The organism is Anatilimnocola floriformis (assembly GCF_024256385.1).
Taxonomy (GTDB): domain Bacteria; phylum Planctomycetota; class Planctomycetia; order Pirellulales; family Pirellulaceae; genus Anatilimnocola; species Anatilimnocola floriformis.
This window is the reverse complement of sequence record NZ_JAMLFW010000001.1, coordinates 4,450,838-4,466,624: the sequence shown is the minus strand read 5'-3', so window position 1 is coordinate 4,466,624 and position 15,787 is coordinate 4,450,838. Positions and strand designations below refer to the sequence as shown.

The window sequence follows — 15,787 nt, the reverse complement described above, 5'->3', positions numbered from 1 at the left end:
CTCCTTTGACTTGCGTCCGTTCGGTGGGCCTCGTGGTACATTCGACCCACCCTACAACGCGTCCTAATCCCTGACTTGCCCTTCGCCCCAGCACACATACTTATACGTCGTCAGTTCCTTCAATCCGCACGGTCCGCGGGCGTGGAACTTGTCAGTGCTGATGCCGATTTCGGCGCCGAGGCCGAACTGAAAACCGTCGTTGAACCGCGTGCTGGCGTTGACCATTACGGCGGAACTATCGACGCGAGCCGTGAACGTGCGGGCCGCTGCGAGATCGCCGGTGATGATCGCGTCGGTGTGTTTGCTGCCATAGCGATTGATGTGGTCGATGGCGGCCTGCAGCGAGTCGACGATCTTGCAGGAAATGATCGGGCCGAGATATTCCGTGCCGTAGTCGGCTTCAGTGGCTGGCTTCGCGTTGATCAACTTTTGCGTCGCTTCGTCGCCCCGAATCTCAATGCCGTTCTTCGTGAGCGCATCGGCAATGCTAGGCAGTAACTTCGCAGCGACGGCACGATGAATCAGCAGCGACTCGGCAGCGTTGCAGACGCCGAGGCGATGACACTTCGAATTGACGACCACCCGCTCCGCAATGGCTGCATCGGCGTGTTCGTCGATATAGACGTGGCAGTTGCCGTCGAAATGCTTGATCACAGGCATCTTGGCTTCTGCCGTGACACGGCGGATCAAGCTTTCGCCGCCGCGGGGAATCGCGACGTCGATGTATTGCGGCAGGGCGAGAAAATGACCGACAGCGGCCCGGTCGAGAGTTTCGACCAGATGCAATGCATCCGGCGGCAAGTTGAAATCGGCAGCACAACTTGTGAGGACATCGACCACCGCCCGACTTGAATGCGCGGCTTCTTTACCGCCGCGCAGAATCACGCCGTTGCCACTCTTCAAGCAAATGGCGGCGGCATCGGCTGTCACATTCGGTCGCGATTCGTAAATGAAAAACACGACGCCGAGCGGCACTCGCGTCTTCAGCACCTGTAAGCCGTTCGGGCGAACCGTTGATTCGATCACTTCGCCAACCGGATCCGGCAGCGCGGCGACCTCTTCCAGACCGATGGCGATTTCTTCGATCCGCTTGGGAGTGAGCCGCAAGCGATCGATGGCAGCGTCGGTCAAGCCATAACCCGGCGCAGCGGCCAGATCGAGTTCGTTGGCAGCAAGGATTTCCGCCGTCGCTTTTCGCAACGCGGCAGCGCTCGCTCGCAGCCAACCATTCTTTTGCGCACCAGTGCAAACGGCCAGTTCGGCGGCAGCACGCTGCACGCGGGCCGCCGTTTCACGGCAGTAGCTGGCAAGGTCAACAGAAGTAGCAACGGCGGACATGGACGGACTTTCGCGAGAATGAATGCTGCGGAGTATCGACACTGCCGCGTTTTGGGTCAATGCGAGCTTTGTGTAGGGCGGGTCGAGTGGTACTCCACGAGGCCCACCAGAACTGCTAGCTAAACGTGAAACCCGGTGGGCCTCGCGGAGTACCGCTCGACCCACCCTACGATGGCGTAACCGCACCCGGTGGCGGAGCCTTCGGCAGCACGCGCACCTGCACTTCGTCACCCTCGACACGGGTCTCGAAGGCATCGATCTTGATCCGCGGGTTATCCAGCCATTTGCCGTCGTGAATGCAGAATCGCCAGGCATGCCAGGGGCAACTAACCGCCCCTTTCTCGACATAGCCACCAGCGAGCGACGCCCCCATGTGCGGGCAAAAATCGTCGATGGCGAAATACTTGCCGTCCTCGCAAAAGACCGCGACCATCCGGCCGCCGACGGCGTACGCGTTTCCTTGCCCCTCGGGAATCTCGCCCACTTTGGCGACGGTCGTGAACGGCTGTGTATCTTGGGCGTTTGGCTCGGTCATGTTCGCAAGGGGCGGAATGGTTTAGGCTGCCAAATAGCAATCGGTGGCTGATCATCGGGCTCAACAGGTCACGCATGTGTTCCGCAAGCCAACCCTTCCATATTACGTTCCCCGAGACCGTGCGAGTAAGGGGGCGGCTGCTGCTTGTCGCTCTTACATTATGTGCGACGATCGCGTTTTCGGCGCATGGAGCCGATCTAACCGCGGCGCAAAATCTACTCCTCAAAGGGCGCTACGAAGAAGCCCGCGAAGCCTTTGCGGAAGAAAGTGAGATTAATCCCGCGGCTGCGATTGGTTTGATGCGTTGCCACGAGGAAGTCGGCAAACGCGAACGAGCCGCCGAAGAAATCGCGGCTGCCGTGAAACGGTTTCCCAGCGATGCCAAAGTGCGGGCTGAACAGTCACGGCTGGCGCTCGATCAGGGGGATTTGAAACTCGCAGAACTAGCGGTCAATAGTGCCCGCGACTTAGATGAGAACTCGATTACGGCCCGCTTTGTTCAAGCCGAGCTCGCGCGACTCAACGGCAAGCTCGACGAAGCCCAGCAAGCCTGGCTGAAAATCATCGCCGTGATGAACCGGCTGGAGACCATCAAGGATCCGTATGAACTGCGGATCATCGCCCAAGCGGCGGCCCGCTACGCTCGCTATGGCAAAAGCACCGGACTATTCGCGCGGATCATCAATGATGTCTACGCGACGTCGCTGAAACGAAACGAACGCTTCTGGCCGGCACACTTCGATAGTTGTCTCCTCTTCCAAGAGAAGTACAACGAAGCCGATGCTGCTGATCAGCTGCAGGCGGCTTTGGCGATTCATCCGCGGGCTGCTGAGTTGCATGCCGCGCAGGCGAGTCTTTTGGTCGACAAGTTCGATCTCCCGCGCGCTCGAGCCGCAATTAAACGATCGCTCGAAGCACGCGACGATCTGCTCCTCGCTCGCCAACTAGAAGCCGATACGTTCATCGCCGAACAATCACCGGCCGCGGCGATTGCGCTCTTGGAGAAAGCGATTGAGTTACAGCCCCACTCGCTAGAAACGAAAGGCCGGCTGCTGGCCTGTTTCGGGTATCTCGACGGCGGCATACCAGCGAAGTCGTCACCTCGAATGAGCGAACTGCTCAAGCCGCTTGATGAAAAACCAACCTGCCTCGGTGAAGTCTATTACGTCGCTGCCGAAGCCTGTGATCGAATGCGGCACTTCGCGCTCGCCGAAGCGTTCTACTCGGCGGCACTCGAAAAACTGCCGCAGCACATTTACATCCGCGGCGGCCTCGGTTTGTCGCTGATGCGACTCGGCGATGAACCGCGGGCGGCCAAATTGCTCGACGAAGCGTTCCAGCTCGATCCATTCAACGTGCGGGTGAAGAACACGCTGGAAGTGCTCGATGTGCTGCAAAACTACGCGGTACTCGAAACCGAGCACTTCGTTTTGAAATTCGATCGCGGCCAGAGTGAATTGGTGGCGAAATACGCGGCCGAGGTGCTCGAGGATGAAATCTATCCGCAGATCACCAAAGAGCTCGGTTTCGCCCCCCCGCAGAAAACGCTGATTGAATTCTTCAGCCGAGCGAAGAATACCAAAGGGCACGGCTGGTTCAGTGCGCGCATGGTCGGCCTGCCGTTTATCGGCACGATCGGGGCGTGCGCGGGAAAAATGGTCGCGATGGTCTCGCCCGACGAGCTGGGCGAAAAGATCAACTGGGCTCGCGTGCTGCGTCACGAGTTCGTGCACGTCGTGAATCTGCAGCAAACCGATTTTCGCATTCCGCACTGGCTGACCGAGGGCTTGGCCGTTCATCTCGAGGATCAGCCACGACCTGCCGATTGGAACAAGATACTGCTCAAACGCGCCGAGGCGGGCGATCTGTTCGAACTCGACAACATCACCTTCGGTTTCATCCGACCCTCGAATCATGAGGATTGGACGCTTGCTTACTGCCAGTCGGAAATCTACGTCGATTACATCCGCCACCGCTTCGGCGGCGAATCGATCGCCAAGCTCCTCGCAGCACTCGCGAATCGCAAAAGCATCGTTGACGCCATTCAGGAAACGCTGGGCGTGAATCAAAAGGATTTTGATGCCGGCTACGACAAGTTCCTCGCTGCCGAAGTCGACAAATTGCGAACCCCAACCGCGCCGCATGCCAGGCCTATCGAACAACTGCTGAAATCCGCCGAAGACAATCGAGCCGATGCCCGCTCCGCGGCGATTCTCGCGCGAGCGTATCTCGAGAAAGACAATCGCCCCCAAGCCCGTCGCTGGGCCAAACTCGCTCTTGAAAAAGACAAGCAGCAAATGCAGGCCGCGTATGTCCTCGCCCGCTTTGCTCGCTTGGTGGGCGATGATGACGAAGCGCTGACGTTGCTGCGGCCGGCGATCGAAGTCGAACCGGCCGATGCCGATGCGCTCGGTTTGCTCGCCGAGTTGTTGACCGCGGCGAATGATCTGGCTGGTGCAGAAAAGTGCTACGAGCGCGGCCGCAAAGCATTTCCCGCCGACGACCGTTGGCTGAAAGGTCTTGCGCGGATTTACTTGAGCAACAAAGACGACGCCAAGCTCGCGCCGATCCTCGCCCAACTCGCGGCCAAGGATGGCGACAATTTGCCGATGCGGAAAAAGCTCGCGCAGCTGTCTCTCGCGGCCAAGGATCACGCAGTAGCATATCGCTGGGCCACGGACGCGATGTTTCTCAACCTGCGCGACGCCACCACCCACGCGCTGCGTGGTTCTGCGGCGCTTGGTCTCGAAAAGTACGAGTTGGCCGAGCGCGAACTACGGCTGGCTGTTTCGCTCGATGGTTCGCAACCCACTTGGCGGGCAGATCAGATCCGTGCACTGGTTAAATTGAAGAAAACGGCCGAGGCAGAAATTGCGCTTGGCGACCTCAACAAAGCAGCGCCGGACTTCGCCGATCTCGAAGAACTCAAAAAGCTGATTAAAACGAAGTAGCTGAATTCGCCAGAATTCAGAACCGGTAACCAGACTCGACCATCTGAATTCTGGCGAATTCAGCTACATTTTTCACCGAGAACAACCATGACCCAGCCAACCAATATTTCGCTCGCCGATCTGCAGGCCCTCATCAAAGAGATGTACTTCGAAAAGGACCAGGCCCGCGGTCTGGAAGGGACTTTTCTCTGGTTTGCTGAAGAGGTGGGCGAGCTCGCTACCTCACTCCGCAACGGTTCGCATGAAGAACGGCTCGGTGAATTCGCCGACGTCCTTGCCTGGCTCACCACCATGGCCAACGTCGCCGGCATCGACCTGACCGAAGCTGTAGCCAAAAAGTATGGTAGCGGCTGTCCCGGCTGCCGGAAGTTCGTCTGCACCTGCCCAAGCAGTGAAAAACCGTAGTTACTCGGCATTTTGCTTGGCTTGTCGCCCTCTGCTAAACCGAATACAACTGGCTGTTTCTGTTCTTTTTATTCGATAATTCGCCTCTCCCCACTGGAGTGATTCCGCAACCATGTCGACCGCAGCAGCTCAACCGAACGTTGTGAAGAAGGACAGCATCAGCAAAATTCTCGATCGGGCGCTCGACAAGGGAGAAGGGGTGCTCCGCCTCACGCCGACGTGGGTGCCGCGCAGCTTTTTGCACCCGGGCCGCCGGATCAAGTTGCACCCGCAAGATCTCTACGCCTATGGCGCCAATCGCGGCGGCATCGATGAGCGGTGGTTCAGCAGCACCACCGAAGCGGCCAACGAAGGTCGTGTTTGGCACGAAGGCCTGAGCTTTGCCAGTTTCGAAGGAAAGCAGTTCCTGCTCCGCGACGCCGTCGAAGAAGCCGGCGCTCGACTCATCGGCAAGACGATGTTTAAGAAGTACAACCGCTGGCCGGTCTATTCGAAGTTCTTCGACAACATGGGGCCGATCCCACACCATATGCACCAGAGCGCCGCGAACGCGAAGCTCGTCGGTCAAGAAGGAAAGCCCGAGAGCTATTACTTCCCGCCGCAATACAACAACGTCGACAACAACTTTTGCTACACCTTCATGGGCCTCGAGCCCGGCACCACGAAGGACGATCTGAAGAAGTGCCTGCAGAACTGGAACAAGGGCGAGAACGGCATTCTCGATCTCAGCCGAGCCTATCGCCTGAAGCGCGGCACTGGCTGGTTGATTCCGCCGGGCGTGTTGCACGCTCCAGGTTCGCTCTGCACGTATGAACCGCAATGGGGCAGCGACGTCTTCGGCATGTTTCAGAACATCGTCGAAGGTCGCTACGTGCCATGGTCATTGCTTGTGAAGGATATGCCTGCCGATAAGCACCAGGATCTCGACTTCATCATCGGTCAACTCGACTGGGAGAAGAACGTCGATACGCACTTCAAGAACAACAACTACCTGGAACCAATCGTCGACAAGAAGTCGAGCGGCCCGGGCTACACCGACAAGTGGATCGTCTACGGCCACGTCGATGGAGAGCAACTCTTCAGTGCCAAGGAATTGACGATCGATCCGGGCGTGAAGTGCACCATCAAGGACCCCGGCAGCAGCGGCTGGATCACGGTGCAAGGCAAGGGCCGCATCGGCAAACTGGCGCTGCAAACGCCGGCGATGATCCGCTTCGGCCAAGAGACCGAGGACGAAGTCTTCATCAGCTACGATGCCGCCACCAAGGGCTACGAAATCGAAAACACCGGCAGCGAACCGCTGGTCGGTTTGCGGTACTTCGGACCCGATGTGCACAAGAAGGTGCCGATGGTGGGGGATGCGAAGTAGCGCCCAAGTTTAGCGAGTCTCGTGATGATCGTTCAGCGACCAAAGAAGTCTGCCTGCTTCCTCCTGGAGGATGTTTCCTGGCAGGCTTACGAAAAACTGCTGGAAGCGTTTGAAGACCGTCGTTTCCCTCACACTTATGTGGATGGCACGCTGGAAATCATGACGCTCTCTCACGAACACGAAGCCATCAAGAAATTGCTCGCACGGTTTGTCGAGAACATTTCGGTTGTCTTGCAGATTCGCATGTCATCCGGCGGCTCCATTACCTTGAAGCGCGAATTGAAAAATCGCGGACTGGAGCCGGACGAGTGTTACTATGTGGCAAACTCCGCGAAAGTTCGTGGAGTGAAACGGATCACACTTGAAAAGCATCCGCCGCCTGATTTGGTAATTGAGGTCGATGTGACGAGCAAGTCGCTCAACCGCTTCGAAGCTTATGCCAGTTTGGGAATTCCTGAAATCTGGCGTTACGAGCGTGGCGGATTGCAGCTGTTTGGTCGTACTCCCGAGGCCGAGTACGAAACCATCGAACGTAGTCTGGCATTCCCAATGATCGCGCGCACTGATCTTCAACGCTTTCTGAAGCAGCACGCCAAACGCGACGAGTTCGATATCATCAACGATTACATTGCTTGGCTGAATTCAATCAAAGATTAACCGAAGGAAATCTCTCCATGCCGAACACCTATCCCAAACTTCACAACGCCATGTGGCCCGGTCTCGTCGGCAAAGAGCCCGGCACCGATCATCCGCCGATCAGCCTCGATCGGATGCTCGAGTTGACTGCTGCGGCGAATGTGAACGGCCAGAAGTTTGAAGGGATCGATCTATTTCTGTTTCATCCGCACACCGATCCCGATGCCAGTGACGACGCGATCCGCGCGATGGCCGATAAGATTGCCAGCTATGGCTTGAATGTTGGTTCGGTCGTCGCGCCGGTTTGGCCAGGGACGGTGGGCGGTTCGGCCATGGGAAGCGCCGAAGATCGCAAGAACTTCGTCCTCGCGGTGCAGAAGGCTTGCCGGATTACGAAGATTCTCAACGAACATGGCGTGCGGAAGTATGGCGTGATCCGAATCGATTCGGCTGATTCGCCCAGCCACTGGTCGGCCGATCCGGTCGGCAATACGAAGAAGATCGCGCAAACGTTTCGCGAAGCGGCGCAAGTGGCGAAGGACCACGGCGAACGTCTCGCTGCCGAAGGCGAAATTTGCTGGGCCGGCATGCATTCGTGGAAGGCAATGCTCGACCTGCTGAACGAAGTGAACATGCCCGGCACTGTCGGCTTCCAAGCCGATCAGGCCCATACTTATCTGTATCTGCTCGGTTACAACGCCGAAGAAGCCGCGCTACTGAAGCCCGGTTACGATCAGGCGCAGTTCGACGCAGCTTTTCACAAGATGACCGAAGCCCTGCGGCCGTGGACGATTGATTTCCACGTTGCTCAGAACGACGGCAGCGTGCATGGCACGGGTTCGCACGACAAGACGGGCCGTCACTGTGCCGCCGATGATCCGAACGGCAAGCTTGACATCGTCAAGACGGCCGGCGGTTGGTTGAAAGATGCTGCCAGCCGCGGCATTCGGCACATCTGCTGGGACGGCTGCATGTTCCCCAATGCGGTGCTCGAAAATCCGCAAACGTGGAATACGATTCTGGCGACGATGATCAAGGTGCGCGACGCGCACGGTTGGAACTAGTTACTCCAGCACGCCGAAGTCGGTCGCCATGGCCAGCAGGCGTTCGACTTCGCTGGGATCGACCGTGGCGGCCCGATCAAGGCCGTCGCGGGTCAGTGAGAACTCGTGATAGATGTGATGCATCGCGAGGCCGGCCTGGCAGAGTTCGCGAAAGCCGGCGAGAAAGCGAATCGTGAACGCGGGATTCTCGCGGCTGCGGAAAATGAGCGTGCGATCAGCAGCCGATTCGACATAGACGGCCAGCATTCGGCCGGGAGCATCAAAGGCCCGATTCGAGCCTTTCACTTCCAGCGTGCCGCGCTCTTTCGCGGCCACAAGCAACGTCTTGGCTTCGAGCGACAACGGCAGATCGGGATTGCCGCCGGTCGCGAGCGCCGTGGAACAAATTCGCGCGAGACCAGCGAGCGTCGGCGCACCCTGTCCTAGCTCCGTCCAAGTTTCAGCCCAGCGTGGATCGGCCGCGGCTGCCGTCAGCGCGTCGGTTCGCTTCTGATAGCTCCGGTCGTAGAGTGACTGCCCTTTCAGATGTTCCGGCAACAAATCCATGGCTGCGTTCTCTTTTTGCTTGGGACCGCGCGGCGTCTTCCTTTAAAATCCCCGAAGTAGCGGGCGCGAGCTTCCTCCAGATTCATTCATACCATGAAACAGCACCGACTCCTCTTCGCGGCGATCCTTTTCCTGACAACGACCTCTCTGGTTTCGGCTGCTGCAGCTTTCGCGAAGCCGATGCTCACGTCGGTGGCGACGGTCAGTTGCGTGTGCTGGTTTCCGGCGATGGCAAGAAGTGGGAATCGGCGGCGCTGATCGGCGAAAAGGGTATCGACCTGCGCGATCCCAAGCTTTCAATCACGCCCGACAACCGCTTGATGATGGTCGCCGGCGGCTCGGTGTATGAGGGAAAGAAATTGCTCGGCCGGCAGCCGCGGGTAACTTTTTCAAAAGACGGAAAAGAATGGACGCCGCCGGTTCGCACACTGACCGAAGGAGAATGGCTGTGGCGAGTAACCTGGCACGACGGCAAGGCGTATGGGATTTCGTACGACGCATCGGAGCGGACATCGGCGGCTGCGCAAGAGGCAGCGAAGACTGGCAAGGCCGAACCGGGGCCCGCCGATTGGAAGTTGAAACTCGTCGCCAGCAGCGATGGTGTGAAGTACGAACTGGTCACGCATCTCGACGTGCCTGGCCATCCCAACGAAACGACGCTCCGCTTTTTGCCCGACGGCGAAATGGTGGCGCTGGTCCGTCGCGAAGGTGGCACGCAAAACGGCTGGATCGGTCGCAGTTCAGCGCCTTACACCAGTTGGAAGTGGACCGAAACCAAGCATCGCGTCGGCGGGCCGAACTTCATTCAGCTCCCCGATGGTTCGCTGTGGGCGGCTGGACGGACTTATCCCGGCGGCACGAAGACGGCCGTCGCGCGGATGACTGCCGACGGCGAGTACGAGCCGGTGCTCACGCTCAAGAGTGGCGGCGACACGAGCTACCCCGGCTTGGTTTGGCACGACAACCAGTTGTGGATGAGCTTCTATTCATCACACGAAGGGAAGTCGGCAATCTATCTAGCGCGGATCAACGTGCCGCTCGCCAAGGAGTAATAGAGAACGCACAGCCGGCAAATTGCGTGATTTCCTCATGCCAGTTACGCCGATTGTGCGGCTTATTCGCCTGGGGCTGCGCACAGGGAAAACCTATAATGGGTTTAGGTTCACGATTGAAACGAAGTTGCAAAGGGTCCTCGCGTGCCCGACTGGCTGCAGTGGTTTCTCCATCTCGATGACAAACTCACCACGCTCACGGCCGACTATGGTCTGTGGACGTATGCGATTTTGTTCGCGATTGTGTTCGCCGAAACGGGGCTCGTCGTCACGCCGTTTCTGCCGGGTGACTCGTTGCTGTTTGCTGCCGGGGCGATTGCCGCGAATCCTGATTCGGGCCTGAATGTCTGGCTGATCTGCGTGCTGCTATTCGCTGCGGCAGTGCTCGGCGACATGGTCAATTTCCACATTGGCCGTTACCTGGGGCCGCGCGTCCTTAGCGGTAAGTTTTCGCGTTGGCTCAATCCCAAGCATCTAGAGAAGACGCAAAAGTTCTTTGAGACCTACGGCGCGAAGACGATTGTCATCGCCCGTTTCGTACCGATCGTTCGGACATTTGCGCCGTTCGTGGCCGGCGTCGGGCAGATGAACTACAGCAAGTTCCTGTTCTACAACGTCGTCGGCGGCGCGTTCTGGGTTTTAAGCATGACCTTTGCCGGCTATTTTTTCGGCGGCTTGCCGATCATCAAAGAGCACTTCGAACTGGTTGTCCTCGGCATCGTGTTTGTCTCGATCCTGCCTGCCGTCATCGAATATCTGCGGCATTGGTATGTGAATCGGCGTCTCGCACTGGGCGCTCGCGGCGGCAATAATTAAGGTGGCATTGTCTACAATGCCGTCTTCAGACAGCCCGTAGCGTGAGCGAGGGCATCCGTGGAGGCAATGTGCCCCGCCTGAAGACGCGTCCTCTCGCCAACGAGAGGCGTCGTGCCGACCTTTCTCTTTCGCTCTCCCGCCCATGGCTCGTTTCACCGAACTACTGATCCTGCTTCCTTGCCATAGCTTGGAAGATTTTCCTACGTATCACGATGGGGATGATTCGCAGAGCCTGCTCGCGAATTGGTCGGCGCTGTGGCATCCCGAGTTGATCGCTTCGGCGGGGCAGGCGCTGGAATGGAAACGGATTGAAGATCCGCCGCAAGAGTTGCCCGGCCGACTCATCGCCGTGCCGACGGTTTGCAAAGAACGCCTGCCAACCGGCTATGCCCAGCGAGTGAAAGAGTCGGGCGGCTGTTTGATTCGCGGCAAAACGAATCGCCAGGAAATCGTCGATGCGGCGCTCGCCTTTCTCGGCCCGCGCGAGAATCCGGTGAATGCTGATTTGGCCGCGGACTTCCTCGCGCTGGGTTACGCTTATCTGCAGATTGCGCTGCTCACGCGGCAGATGCGTTATTCGAGCAATCTCGACGAAACCTATTTCAAGAGCCAGGCCGTCGCCGCCGCTCAAGCGGCAGTTGAAGGAAACGAAACACTAGCCCGCGAGAAGCTCGGCGCGTGTTTCAGCCTGCTTGCTGAAGAGCGTGATCATTATTACCCGGTCGATGCCTTGATCATCGATATCAAGCTGATGGCCGAGTCGACGATCGGTCAGCCGCTGCGTGATGAACTGGTCACGACGACGCCGAGCAACTTGCTGATCTCGGGCACAGTTGCTGGGCAACTGGCAGCGAAGGAACCGCAGTCCCTGGAACTCGTGCGCGAACGAATCCAACAAGGCACGCTCGGCATCATCGGCGGCGAAGGGACTGAACGGCGGTTACCGCTGTTGTCGCTTGAAGGGATCGAGGCGGAACTTGAGTTGGGCAAGCAAGCCTACGAATCGATCCTCGGCAAGCCGCCGGAAGTTTACGGCCGCTGGAAATTCGGTCTCACGCCGCAACTGCCGGGCATTTTGAATCGCCTTGGTTACAAAGGCGCGCTCCATACTTCGCTCGAAGACGGCAAGGTTCCCGACGGCACGCAACTAAAGGTTCGCTGGGAAGGTCTCGACGGCCAAGCCATCGACGCCATTGCGCGGCCGCCGCTCGATGCTTCCAAACCGCAGACGTTTGTGACCTACGCCACCAAGCTCGGCGAATCGATGGACGGCGATCACGTCGCCACGATTTGCCTCGCGCACTGGCCCGGACAGGCTTGTTGCTGGCTCGGTGATTTGCAGCGGATCGCCAAATACTGCTCGGCCCTCGGCAAATTCGTGACCGTTGAGCATTACTTCCGCGAGACGGCGCAGCCCGGTCACATCGATCGCTTTGAACCCGATCGCTACAAGTCGCCGTATCTCAAGCAAGGCGTGATTCGTCGGCAGGACGATCCGATTTCCAACTCGGTTCGCTACTGGCAAGAGCACACTCTGCAGACCGTTGCCAATACGATGCAATCCCTGGCGAGCGCGGTCAGCGGAGATGTGCAATCGGCTGCTAAGTATGAACCGGATCATGCCGACGACGTCATGGGCTCGCCGACTGCGATCGCGGAAGCAGAAAGCCGAAAGTCGTCCGCGGCTGCTCGCCTGAGCGATGCCCTTGCTGGCCGCAGTCGCGCTGCGGGCAAAGGTGTGCTCGTGGTGAATCCCCATAGCTTCGTTCGTCGCGAGACAATCGAGGTGAAGAACTTCACCGCGCTGCCGGCGATTGAAAAGCCAATCTACGCAGTCGGTGGAACTGCTGCGGCTGGTCAGGTCGTCGTTGACGTGCCACCGCTGGGCTTTGTCTGGATTCCTGCGGAGAACAAACCAGCCAAGGACACCAAGCAGCCGATGCTGGCTGAGGAAAACGTCCTCCGCAACGAATTCTTCGAAGCCATCATCAACCCCGTCACCGGCACACTCGGCGCGCTGCACGAGTACGGTAAACGCGGCAATCGCATGTCGCAGCAACTTGCTTTGCGGCTGCCGGGGCCATCACAAAAGCCGGGCGATACCTATCGCGATCCCGACGAAACGGCAGTTTACTCCGTGATGGCAGCCGATTCGGTTGAAGTCACCGCCGCGACCACCGCGATCGGCGAAGTCACTTGCAAAGGTCGCTTGCTCGATCGTGAGGGAAAAAAACTCGCGGGCTTTGTGCAGAAATATCGCGTCTCGCGCGGCAGTCGTGTGCTGCAGATTCAGGTCGAGCTCGATCCCATCGAACAGCCGCGGGCCGATCCGTGGAACTCATACTACTGCGCTCGGTTCGCCTGGCCTGATCCATCCGCGGAACTGTTTCGCACGCTGCATCAAACCCGCGTGCCCTTCGGCGGCAAGCAATGCGAAGCGCCGCACTACATCGACGTGGTTACAGTCAAGGACAACACGACGATTCTCACGGGCGGTTTGCCGTTTCATCGTCGCCACGATTCGCGGATGCTCGATAGCCTGCTGATCACCCGTGGCGAGCGTGCCCGGCAATTCAACTTCGGCGTGGGAGTCGATGTAAAGTATCCTCTTACCGAAGCCATCTCGCTTTTGGCCGGGCCAACGGTCGTCGAGAACGCGCCGTGTCCGCATTCCGGCACAACCGGCTGGCTGGCTCATCTCGACGCGCGCAATGTCTTCGTCACGTCCTGCCAGCCCCTTGTCGAAGAGGGACGCGTCGCTGGATTGCAGTTACGACTGCTAGAAACCGAGGGCCGTCCGGCGAAGGCCGCAATTCGCACTTTTCGGCCTCTGGCCAGCGGGCAGGTTGTCGACTATCAAGGGGAAGGTTTGCGAAAGCTGGAAGTGGAAGAAGGCAAAGTGCGAGTTGAACTCACGCCGCATGAATGGCAGTGGGTCCAGGTGAGGTTTTAGTCAGCATGATCGTCGCCATCGATGGCCCCGCGGGGGCCGGCAAAAGTAGCGTGGCCAGGCGGCTCGCCCACCGGTTGGGATTTCAATTCCTCGATACCGGCGCGATGTACCGCGCAATTACCTACGCTGCACTCCGTCGCAAACTGGGCCCGCAAGATCACGATACGATCGCCGAGATGGCGCAGCGGGTCTCGCTGATCATGCACGACGACCGTGTGCTGCTCGATGGCTTTGATGTGACCGCGCTAATCCGCACCAGCGAAGTTGCCACACAAGTTTTTCTTGCCGCCGATAACCGCCGAGTTCGCGAACGACTCGTGCAACTGCAACGCGAGTTTGCCAATAGCAACGACACCGTGACCGAAGGCCGTGATCAAGGAACGATCGCGTTCCCCAATGCCGAGTGCAAGATCTTCCTCACGGCCTCGGCCGAGGAACGGGCCGGGCGCAGGCATGCGGAGCTGAAACAGCGTGGCGAGGCTATCTCGTACGAAGATGTTCTCGCTCAACTCAACGAACGTGACCGACGCGACAGCGAGCGCGAGTACGGTGCGCTTCGCCGCGCCGCCGATGCCATCGATGTTTGCACCGATGGCCTCACCCAAGACCAAGTGATCACGAAGCTCGAAGGAATCGTGCAAAAACGCCAACGAGAACTTACGCTCGTTTAGCTAACTGGCAAATCCTGGCTAGGGTGCGGCCGGGATTTCGAAATTCTTCACGGTCCCCTGCTTTGGAAATTCCAACGTCGTTTCATACGGCGGGAATAGCGGCCGGCCATCGGCCAACTCTTCGCCCGAAACGGTGACCTTCACACCATCAGTGCCGACGATGCGAACTTTGTAGGCACCACCCACAACACCACCGGCCACTTTCGTGTTGTATTTGCCGTTGCGAATCTCTGTGCCGCCGCCGGGGCCGCTGTTGCCGGCAACTGCATCGGGCTCGAGCGTGATGAAGCCCTTGGGGACCGGCTTGCCTTGGTAGGTGACCGAGCCGGAAACTGCATATCGTCGTGGGCCATCACTATTGCTGCCGCAGCCCGCGAGGCACGCCCACAGCATTATCAATAACAAAACGGACAAGCGAGTCACTACTGAAAGCCTCCGGTTGGCAGAGCATCGTCGCGCTGGGCGAGTTGGCGGTAAGTATTCAGATCGATGTTCTCCGTCACCGTGTGGACGGAACCATCGAGCATCACGAATCCGCAGGTGCCAGGATGGTAACTGCTGAACCCGCGTGTTTCGTGCACGCCTGTCGTCTTGAAGACGTTGATCGCATCTTGAGCACCGGCCATGTTGCGGACAAACGCGCAGCCGTCTTGTTTCGCGCTGGCCGCCCACACGGTGCTGCCGTAGCGATTTTCGCCGATCAAAAAGACGTTGGCCGTGCCATCAGTCGCATTCTTGAAAGCCAGTTTGGAACCGGCGTAGAGCAAACCCGTCACATACATGCCGCGCTCATTGGCCGCACTGCAATCGGTGTTGCCGCAATCGGGAGCCGCCCCGCCGCCTTGCACGCCGAAGTAGCTGTTCCAGTTTTTGTTTTTGATCAGGCGAATGTCCGACGGGCAAGCAAAGAACTTCATCGGCTGGACCACAGCGCGATTGGCAACATTCATGTCATTGCTATCGTCCTGAAACGTCGAGTTGAAATTGAACTGCGAGTGCTGGTTCCCCTGCTCGATGTAAGGCAGGATCAAAACCGTCCAAGGCGCGCCCTGCAAACCGCCGGTCCGGCACCACGACGACGAACCTGCCACGCCCGGATTGGTCGAGATATAACCCGGCGGCAGGTAGAGAATCGAATCGTGATAAGTATGAATCGCGAGCGCGAGCTGCTTGAAGTTGTTCTTGCACTGCGTCCGCCGGGCAGCTTCGCGAGCGGCCTGCACGGCGGGCAAAAGAAGCGCCACGAGTACGCCGATGATGGCGATGACTACGAGCAGCTCAACGAGCGTAAACGCACGGCGGGAGTTATGCATGATCAGCACCAGGGAGAGGTGGCGGGACTGAAGCCCAGTCTAACCGAAGAATCGGCGTGGTTGATACGACAAATTGAGTAGTTTTGCCCCTGTTCCCACACTGGCTGGCCGTCGAATTAGAATATTCACTGACGTGAA

General features: G+C 58.5%; 14 protein-coding genes. 9 read left to right on the top strand and 5 right to left on the bottom strand.

Annotation, left to right across the window (positions count from 1 at the left end; all coding sequences use genetic code 11):
• Window positions 1–63: 63 nt before the first annotated feature.
• Together M9Q49_RS17350 and M9Q49_RS17345 are read right to left on the bottom strand one after the other, a co-directional pair.
• Window positions 64–1,338, bottom strand: coding sequence for a glutamate-5-semialdehyde dehydrogenase (locus M9Q49_RS17350; RefSeq protein ID WP_254510067.1), 1,275 nt, complete (start codon window positions 1,336–1,338; stop codon window positions 64–66).
• Window positions 1,339–1,504: 166 nt separating this feature from the next.
• Window positions 1,505–1,873 (bottom strand): Rieske (2Fe-2S) protein, encoded by a 369-nt coding sequence (locus M9Q49_RS17345; RefSeq protein WP_254510066.1) that lies wholly within the window; start codon window positions 1,871–1,873, stop codon window positions 1,505–1,507.
• A 74-nt stretch (window positions 1,874–1,947) separates the two neighbouring features.
• Between M9Q49_RS17345 and M9Q49_RS17340 the strand changes: the two genes are divergently transcribed.
• From M9Q49_RS17340 to M9Q49_RS17320, 5 genes are all read left to right on the top strand, one after another.
• Window positions 1,948–4,824 carry a tetratricopeptide repeat protein gene (locus M9Q49_RS17340; protein ID WP_254510065.1) on the top strand — a complete coding sequence of 959 codons (2,877 nt, stop codon included), beginning with the start codon at window positions 1,948–1,950 and terminating at the stop codon, window positions 4,822–4,824.
• An 87-nt stretch (window positions 4,825–4,911) separates the two neighbouring features.
• Window positions 4,912–5,229 carry a MazG nucleotide pyrophosphohydrolase domain-containing protein gene (locus tag M9Q49_RS17335; RefSeq protein WP_254510064.1) on the top strand — a complete coding sequence of 106 codons (318 nt, stop codon included), beginning with the start codon at window positions 4,912–4,914 and terminating at the stop codon, window positions 5,227–5,229.
• 112 nt (window positions 5,230–5,341) lie between these two features.
• Complete coding sequence (locus M9Q49_RS17330) at window positions 5,342–6,598, top strand: hypothetical protein (protein ID WP_254510063.1); 1,257 nt, start codon at window positions 5,342–5,344, stop codon at window positions 6,596–6,598.
• Between the two features lie 24 nt (window positions 6,599–6,622).
• Window positions 6,623–7,255: a Uma2 family endonuclease gene (locus M9Q49_RS17325; protein ID WP_254510062.1), complete on the top strand. Its 633-nt coding sequence runs from the start codon at window positions 6,623–6,625 to the stop codon at window positions 7,253–7,255.
• 17 nt (window positions 7,256–7,272) lie between these two features.
• The gene (locus M9Q49_RS17320; protein ID WP_254510061.1) at window positions 7,273–8,298 is read left to right on the top strand and encodes a sugar phosphate isomerase/epimerase family protein; all 1,026 of its coding nucleotides are present in this window, start codon (window positions 7,273–7,275) and stop codon (window positions 8,296–8,298) included.
• Here the strand turns inward: M9Q49_RS17320 and M9Q49_RS17315 are convergent, their stop codons facing one another.
• Window positions 8,299–8,844: a hypothetical protein gene (locus tag M9Q49_RS17315; RefSeq protein ID WP_254510060.1), complete on the bottom strand. Its 546-nt coding sequence runs from the start codon at window positions 8,842–8,844 to the stop codon at window positions 8,299–8,301.
• Here M9Q49_RS17315 and M9Q49_RS17310 point away from each other — a divergent pair.
• The 4 genes from M9Q49_RS17310 (at window position 8,808) to cmk (ending at window position 14,336) form a co-directional block, all read left to right on the top strand.
• Complete coding sequence (locus tag M9Q49_RS17310) at window positions 8,808–9,896, top strand: exo-alpha-sialidase (RefSeq protein WP_254510059.1); 1,089 nt, start codon at window positions 8,808–8,810, stop codon at window positions 9,894–9,896. The two genes, M9Q49_RS17315 and M9Q49_RS17310, sit on opposite strands and share 37 nt — an antisense overlap.
• Before the next feature lie 144 nt (window positions 9,897–10,040).
• Window positions 10,041–10,712 carry a DedA family protein gene (locus tag M9Q49_RS17305; protein ID WP_254510058.1) on the top strand — a complete coding sequence of 224 codons (672 nt, stop codon included), beginning with the start codon at window positions 10,041–10,043 and terminating at the stop codon, window positions 10,710–10,712.
• 142 nt (window positions 10,713–10,854) lie between these two features.
• Window positions 10,855–13,665, top strand: coding sequence for a hypothetical protein (locus M9Q49_RS17300; protein WP_254510057.1), 2,811 nt, complete (start codon window positions 10,855–10,857; stop codon window positions 13,663–13,665).
• 5 nt (window positions 13,666–13,670) lie between these two features.
• Entirely contained in the window at window positions 13,671–14,336 is a 666-nt protein-coding gene (cmk, locus tag M9Q49_RS17295; protein ID WP_254510056.1) for a (d)CMP kinase, read from the top strand.
• A gap of 18 nt (window positions 14,337–14,354) precedes the next feature.
• Here the strand turns inward: cmk and M9Q49_RS17290 are convergent, their stop codons facing one another.
• Entirely contained in the window at window positions 14,355–14,759 is a 405-nt protein-coding gene (locus tag M9Q49_RS17290) for a hypothetical protein (protein WP_254510055.1), read from the bottom strand.
• Window positions 14,759–15,649, bottom strand: coding sequence for a DUF1559 domain-containing protein (locus tag M9Q49_RS17285; RefSeq protein ID WP_254510054.1), 891 nt, complete (start codon window positions 15,647–15,649; stop codon window positions 14,759–14,761). Before M9Q49_RS17285 ends, M9Q49_RS17290 begins: the two co-directional genes overlap by 1 nt.
• Window positions 15,650–15,787 lie beyond the last annotated feature (138 nt).